Source organism: Anaplasma marginale str. Florida, from assembly GCF_000215485.1.
GTDB lineage: Bacteria > Pseudomonadota > Alphaproteobacteria > Rickettsiales > Anaplasmataceae > Anaplasma > Anaplasma marginale.
On the sequence record NZ_AFMS01000098.1, the window covers coordinates 1 to 7,211 of the forward strand.

At 50.6% G+C, this 7,211-nt stretch carries 5 protein-coding genes; 3 read left to right on the forward strand and 2 right to left on the reverse strand.

Annotated features, from left to right (window positions below):
• On the reverse strand, positions 1 to 587 hold a 587-nt coding region (locus GAC_RS02635), incomplete at its 3' end, for a class I tRNA ligase family protein (RefSeq protein WP_037349376.1).
• 363 nt (positions 588 to 950) lie between these two features.
• Here GAC_RS02635 and GAC_RS02640 point away from each other — a divergent pair.
• The 3 genes from GAC_RS02640 (at position 951) to GAC_RS02655 (ending at position 5,617) form a co-directional block, all read left to right on the forward strand.
• Entirely contained in the window at positions 951 to 1,433 is a 483-nt protein-coding gene (locus tag GAC_RS02640; RefSeq protein ID WP_010264686.1) for a peroxiredoxin, read from the forward strand.
• A 13-nt stretch (positions 1,434 to 1,446) separates the two neighbouring features.
• Positions 1,447 to 2,181: a 16S rRNA (uracil(1498)-N(3))-methyltransferase gene (locus GAC_RS02645; RefSeq protein ID WP_010264688.1), complete on the forward strand. Its 735-nt coding sequence runs from the start codon at positions 1,447 to 1,449 to the stop codon at positions 2,179 to 2,181.
• A gap of 505 nt (positions 2,182 to 2,686) precedes the next feature.
• Complete coding sequence (locus GAC_RS02655; RefSeq protein WP_241760134.1) at positions 2,687 to 5,617, forward strand: hypothetical protein; 2,931 nt, start codon at positions 2,687 to 2,689, stop codon at positions 5,615 to 5,617.
• A gap of 421 nt (positions 5,618 to 6,038) precedes the next feature.
• On the opposite strand, the gene prfB is transcribed toward GAC_RS02655, so the two are convergent.
• A protein-coding gene (gene prfB / locus GAC_RS02660) for a peptide chain release factor 2 (RefSeq protein WP_407059591.1) occupies positions 6,039 to 7,137 on the reverse strand; the annotation gives its coding sequence in 2 pieces (ribosomal slippage) (positions 6,039 to 7,079 and positions 7,081 to 7,137; 1,098 coding nt in all).
• Positions 7,138 to 7,211: the final 74 nt, after the last annotated feature.

Below are 7,211 nucleotides of genomic sequence, written 5' to 3' on the forward strand. Positions count from 1 at the left end.
GTCTCGAAGTTTGACAGGGGTGTTTGGCACGCCCAACTGTACGGAACTACCTTCACAGATTCATAAACCAGCCCCTTATGCCAAAGCTCGTGAAACGCCCACATTACAGACTCCATGAAGCTCTTGTCCATGGTTCTGTAGCCGTTTTCGAAGTCTACCCACCGTCCCTGCCGCTCTACATACTCCCTCCACTGTTGGGTAAACCGCATGATAGAGCTGCGGCAGTAGTCATTAAACTTGTCAATACCAAAGCTTTCTATACTGACCTTGCCTGACACCCCAAGTTCCTTCTCCGCCAGCATCTCAGCCGGTAGCCCGTGGCAATCCCACCCGAATTTTCGCTCCACTCTAAATCCGCGCATGGTTTTGTACCTAGCAACGGCATCTTTGATAAACCCAGTCAGCAGGTGCCCATAGTGGGGCAGTCCATTCGCAAACGGGGGGCCATCGTAAAATACGAAACTTCTGTCCCTAGAGCGAGTGTTTACAGATTCCTCAAAAATCTTTTCGCTGTTCCAATATTGCAGTATCTCTTTTTCTATAGCAGAAAACTCTGGGTTGCCTTTAACCTCCGGATAGTAATTCACATCACCCTAAGCATCGAATAACGAGCACACAATATACACGCTCCTTTGCGCATTGGGAAGTTCCATACGCAGCCCAACAATGTACAACAATGCAGTAATGTAATTGTGCAGTGAAGCTCTCCTCGAGCATCACAATAGCGCGAATAATTGTATCAAGCCAGACACGCAGGCCGGACAAGACATGAGCTAGCCAGGTTATAGGTACGAGCATTACAAGAACAGATTTACCAACCACCATTGCCTAAACAGAAGGCCTAGTAGGCCGAATACTTTGGTCAAGATCGGTCGGAGCCCTGTTTTAGTTTTGTACAATATCTACAAGTAGGTGTATCATTCGCCCCGTAATGTGACTGAGGTGGTTTTATGGACACACTTGAAGGAGAAGCAGCCCCGGAATTTACTATAAAGCTTGAAGATGGCACTGTGGCATCCTCCTCCTCGTACATCGGCAAGAAGAACATAGTCTTATACTTCTACCCAAAGGATGATACACCAGGGTGCACAAGGGAGGCGGAAGGTTTTAGAGACGCGCATGCCGAGTTTGCGCGCCTGGATACAATAATTGTTGGCGTTTCGGGTGATGGTGCGTCTTCCCACGCGAATTTCAGGAAAAAATATCAGCTACCGTTCGAACTAATCTCCGATGAAGATTCCAGTCTTTCCAAGCTGTACGGCACCTGGGTTGAAAAGCACATGTTTAGCAAGTCCTACATGGGTATCGAGCGGTCAACCTTTCTCATAGATAAGCATGGTAAGATACGAAAAATCTGGCGTAAAGTGAAAGTCGATGGGCATGTAGACGCCGTTTTAGATGCAGCAAAAAGCCTGGAAAACGAAACGGTGTAGGCGCATCAAGAGCGTGGTGTATTCCAGAAAAAAGCCCGTAAAGATCAGGCTGTATCACAAAGAGGGCGGCATTGGAGTTGGTGGCAGGGTTGCCTTAAACGCTACTCAGGCTCACTACGTGCGGGATGTAATGCGGGCGAAGCACGGCGATGCTGTATTGCTATTTGACGGAACGCACGGAGAGTGGCTGTGCAGGGTTTCGTGCATCTCAAAAAAAACTGTCGAGGTAGAAGCCGAAAAACTCCTCAGAAAGCACGTCCGCACCAGAACCTTAGTCCTGTGTTTTGCGCTAGTGAAGGGTGAAGCCATGCGTAATGTTGTGAGGCAGGCCACAGAAATGGGCGTCACTCTTTTCCAGCCCATGCGTACCGAATATTCCTCCGCGCACGATATTGACTCAAGAAAGTGCCGCTTATGGGCCGTCGAAGCCTCTGAGCAATGCGGCAGGCAGGATGTGCCTGAGGTCGCGCCTGTAGTGGATTTTCGCACGTTGCGCGAGCTTCATAACCCCGACAGGCAGTTTGTGTTGTGCGATGAAACTGGCGGCGGCAAGCCACCCCGCGAGGTTCTGCAAAACGACCGGGAAGTTTGGGTAATAGTAGGGCCTGAGGGAGGGTTCTCCAACGAGGAATTATGCTCCTGTGAAGATTTTTGCGACAAAATGTCTCTGGGGTCTAGAATACTCAAGGTCGATACCGCAGTGGTGTGCGCCCTTGCGTATGTTAATGAGTGTTACGCCCACAAATAAGCCTTACAAATGCCCGCAGAAGTTGCGCGTAAGCCGCGGAATTACGGTTACGCCTGAATCTACGCGGCATACTGTATGGCCGCCCAGCACAGCCCAACACAGCACAGCCCAACACAGCATAGCCCAACACAGCATAGCCCAACACAGCATAGCCCAACACAGCATAGCCCAACACAGCATAGCCCAACACAGCATAGCCCCATATAGGCAATCAACGAGTATATCAGTATCACAAGCTGGAGAAGTAACTAAACACATTTGGCGTACGCTGCCTCAACAATATATGTAGTACAAATAGTCGCAATGGAGGAGTATATACACTACCTACGGTGGCAAAATCCGCCATAGCATGTTACAATGTACCGGTACGGCTTCAGCTACACTTGTTAGATAGGTCAAGATTGTGTCCGAACTGTTTCTCAGCTTTTGTAGTGGTCCAGGCGGAACAAGCAGGTGCACCAAACTGCGGGACGTGCTCGCTGCCAATCCGGGGATGCAGCGTAATTTGCTTGCTGTCATCGGTCTAACAGAAAACGGAGTACTGAAAATAGGGCGTGATCACGAGTTTTCTGGATGCAGAATCCGGTTTGCGCCTCCTGATAGTAACTCTCAGGGCATGGAAGAGCCATTTTTCACACTCGATACCGACCTGGATAGTGAGCTGAGTAAATCACTGGCGCGGCTAACGCCAGACAGCGTGCTCTTAACTGGGGCAAGTATACAAGATGCGCAGCTTAAGGCCAGAGTCAGCGTCATTGTGAGCAACGCCGAGTCTGTACAAAGTCTGTTTTCCTTCATTGTGCACATCATAGACAGCGGAATAGTGCTCCAAAACGAGGGACAACGTTCTCGCGCAGGGGGCGCAAAAAAGCGCAGCAGCCTCATGTACCGGCTATTTGGGATCGGTTCCGGGCATGCCGATAACGAGCGTAGCGTGCTTACCTCTGTTTTCGAGTGCTACCTAGATTATTATATCGAGCGCGCATTAAGCTTTATCCATGCCGGCGGTTATGACAGCAATGGTGACAGTGCATGGGCGATTGATCCACGTTTTCTGCACGCCACACTAGACGGGCGCGCTTTGTTACATGACGAAATTACCACCGGCATACTGTCTAGGTTGCACCGTGGCCAGGAATTCATTTCGCCCACATGGAGTTCTCAGGCAAGGCACAGGGCGATGCTACTGTCGGCGGTGTTACGTGCCATTAATGAGCTACCTCAAAATGTGAAAGACGAAGTACGCCGTGATAGCTCAACCAAGCAGCGCTCCAGTATAAACTTCCTATGCGCGTGCGGTATTGCAATATACACCTCGGAAGGGCACTACGTAAGCTCGCAAAAATCTGACATAAGAATACGCAACTTGCTGCATGCTCTCATCACTACTGACCCCGCACGGTACGACGAAGCTGCGGGCATGCTTGCACTTTCGTGTCTAAAGTCTGAAGGCAAAAAGTACAACAAAAAGCTTGTACAGTATCTGATGAATGATGCACGTTTTGCCAGCGTGTATCATAGGTACGATATTGACTGCGCAGAGGCGCGGGATTTACTGTTGAAGCTGAAGAGCAAGTACCAGAGGGTTTGTGACCTCGTGCATTCATGCGGGGGCCAACCACCATCCTTTCCCAAATTCTGTACTTGCAGCTTCTTTGAAAGCCTCCTTCCGGCATTAGAGCGTTGTGGTGGGTTTCAGCTTACCTTGCCAATTCAACTAGACAGCAGCATTAGCAGTGTGCGCATGCACCGGGGTACTGCATTTGGGCAGTATACTCCCACTATTTCCGGTTTGGGGCATGGGGGTGCTGATCTGCTATACCAGAGCCAGGGTGCTGACTATGAGAGCACATCCAAATTTGACGATGTTCGCGTGAGAAAAGCGCTGATAAGGGCTGCAGCAGCATTTGTCGTCGCCGTAGTCATACTGGGTATTGCAGCGGCATTGTATTTTGCAGGCGTCATCAGTGCACAGGTAATGCTTGCCATAGGAATCACCGTTGGAGTAGGTTTCGTGCTGTCTATGGTGGGAGTGGCATTGTCATATAAGAGAAGTGGATACGGGCTTGATGTTGTCGGGCATCGCGGCACCCCCATGCTTACTCTATGCATGAACATCCGCGATAGGAGCCTATTTAATGATGCTTGCGAACAGGAGTCTATATCTAGGTTTGGTATAGCAGACGGGAAGCTGTGCATGGAAGGCCGCCCCATACCTAAAGATAAGTATGTAGCACACGTTTTGGGCGCAGAAGATGAAGTTCCACATGGCATGTGTGTCTTGTTTTGTATGCATGCAACGCGGGATGACGGCGATCTTGAGCTTATTAGAACCGTCTCAAACAAAGCTGCGTGGCCCGAGGGGAGTACCACAAATGTATCGTTTACTGAATGCCCGTACATGGGTATGGATGATTGTAATGTGCATTGTAGTGCGAGCGGCCAATGGTCATCTAGGGCTGGGCACATGATGCTCATGAAGACCCTTGCCAAATCCGGAAGGGTGAATTTGCTGCTTTCGTACTTAGATGCGTATGTGGACTTCATGTGCCCGGACGACGGCCGAAACGCCATAGACCCGAAATTCCGCACTTCAAAGCAGTGGAAGCTTTTATGCAGAGATCACGCAGAGCACGACATCATAGCTGCTATATACGAATACTGCAGCATGCATATTGATGGTAGAAGAAAAGCGTGCCTAGAATACATAATCGCGCTGTTACAGGTGCATGATGTATCGAAAACCCCGGGGAGAAAGTCACACTCTGGTGTTCTATCTAAACTGCAACACAAATATTTGGATAAGTATGCGAGCAATCTGCACCGTCTGGTAAACGGCCCGGAATTCCCGTTCTCAGAAGATATATACAGGCTCGCTTTGGCGGAAGAAAGTGGGGTAACATTCGATCCAGACAACTGGTTTCTCTCTCAAACCGTGCCAGTGCGGTTCACTAGATTCATGTGCGCGGACGATCGTACACTAACATATCCTCAGGGCAACTTCCGCGCTGCAGAAGCCGAGGTTGAACAACAAGTTGCACAACAAGAAGATAGCGAGCCCATGGTAAGCGAAGACGGAGTGCATGAGGAGCCGCAGGATTTGCGTTTAGATGCGGAACGCGGTGCAACGGGACGACGCCGCCCTAACGTAATGGATTCCGAACTTGATGATGACGTCTTGAGCCCTATCGGAGCCGGCACCGACATGGGAAATGGGTTTTTAGAGTACGAAGAAACTGAAATATACCCAGATATGCGGTATGCTCCGGAGAAAGATGAGGACCAGGTAGTAAGCGCGCCACAGCAACAACAGAAAAACAGTGGCCCACGTGGCAAGATACCGGCAAGGTGCGGAGTGGAACACGCCGGCAAGATACACATCAACAGCTACCAACAACAAGGTGGTGCACAGGGATTGCGCGCCGGTGGAGGTTAGTAAAAAACAGGTATGCGCCCTGGCAACCCATGGGGAGCACCTGGAGCAAGAATGGTGCAGCCACTCTTAGGAAGCCGCATTATCGCTGAGCCAAGTGAAGTGCGCATCAACGCTATCAACAAGGTGGTGCACAAGGGCTGCGCTCCGGCGGGGCCAGTATGGCAGTGGAATGTCCTCGCGTGGTGCCATAGACGGGACTGCCGTGCAGCAGACCTACACGCCACACGGGCTGTAGCTATATCCAACAAAGAATAGGCAGTGGAATGCCCAGCCGTGGGGAACGACACGCAATAGACCGAGCTGCCATGGAGAATATGTGGTGGAATGTCCTCGCGTGGTGCCATAGCCGGCCACCGTGCAGCACTCCACATCACCGCACAGGTGTATCACCCAACAATGAACACCCATGAGGCAGTTTGCATTATTTCTGTGCTTGGGATAATTTGTAAGTCAGAGCCGCAGCAATAAACTTATCCAGATCCCCGTCGAGCACGGCATCCACATCTCCCGTTTCGTGCCCGGTTCTCAAATCTTTAACCATGCGGTACGGGTGCATTACGTACGACCTGATTTGGTGACCCCATCCTATATCGCATCTGCTGTCATGTTCCTGGGCCATTTTCTTTTCCTTTTCTTGAAGCTCCATTTCGTAAAGGCGACTTCGTAGCAAACTGTACGCCTCTGCGCGGTTTTGATGCTGGGACCTACTGGTCTGGCACTGCACCACTATACCCGACGGCATGTGAGTGATGCGCACTGCGCTCTCGGTTTTATTTACGTGCTGTCCGCCCGCCCCAGAGGCCCTGTATGTGTCAATACGCAGATCCTTCTCAAGTATCTCAATATCAATTTTATCATCAGCTATTGGTGACACTTCCACGCTGGCAAAGCTTGTATGGCGCCTTGATGAAGAGTCAAACGGAGATATCCGCACCAGCCTATGTACACCGCTCTCAGTCTTCGCCCAACCGTACGCCCCATTTCCGGATATCTTAACCGTCACCGATTTCAATCCTGCGGCTTCACCGTCAATCTTATCTACAATTTCTGTAGTAAACCCGTGAAAGGTCCCTGCCCATCTTATGTACATGCGGAGCAGCATAGCAGCCCAGTCATTACTCTCCGTGCCCCCAGCACCAGGACGGATAACCAGGAAGCACCCGCTGCCGTCGGCCTCCCCAGAAAACATGCACTCAGCCTTTTTTTGGCTGACACGACGCTCCAACTGGGTTAACGCGCTCCACAAACCGTCGAGAAACTCGCTATCGCTTTCGTCTGCCACGTCAAGCAACTCGACGCACTCGGCATACTCCTTCTCCAAGGCACGGAATGAGGCCAGAACCTCCTCTACCCTTGCTCTTTCACTAAGTAATTTCTTTGCGTTCTCTTGATCGTCCCACAAGGAGGCAGATGAGCAACGGGAGTCTAACTCCTCCAAAGAACTCGCGAGGGCGCTAACGTCAAAGACACCTCGCTATAGACTCCAGGTCCACCCCAAGCCTATGTATGAATTCCGAAATTGTAGACCTACTATGCACCAACACCCCCAAAGCTATTATGCCTCACCCCTATCTTTAGACGCCAACCTATTGAA

Excerpts from the sequence above, each read along its gene's own strand:
- GAC_RS02640 (WP_010264686.1), top strand. The coding sequence starts at position 951 with ATGGACACACTTGAAGGAGAAGCAGCCCCGGAATTTACTATAAAGCTT.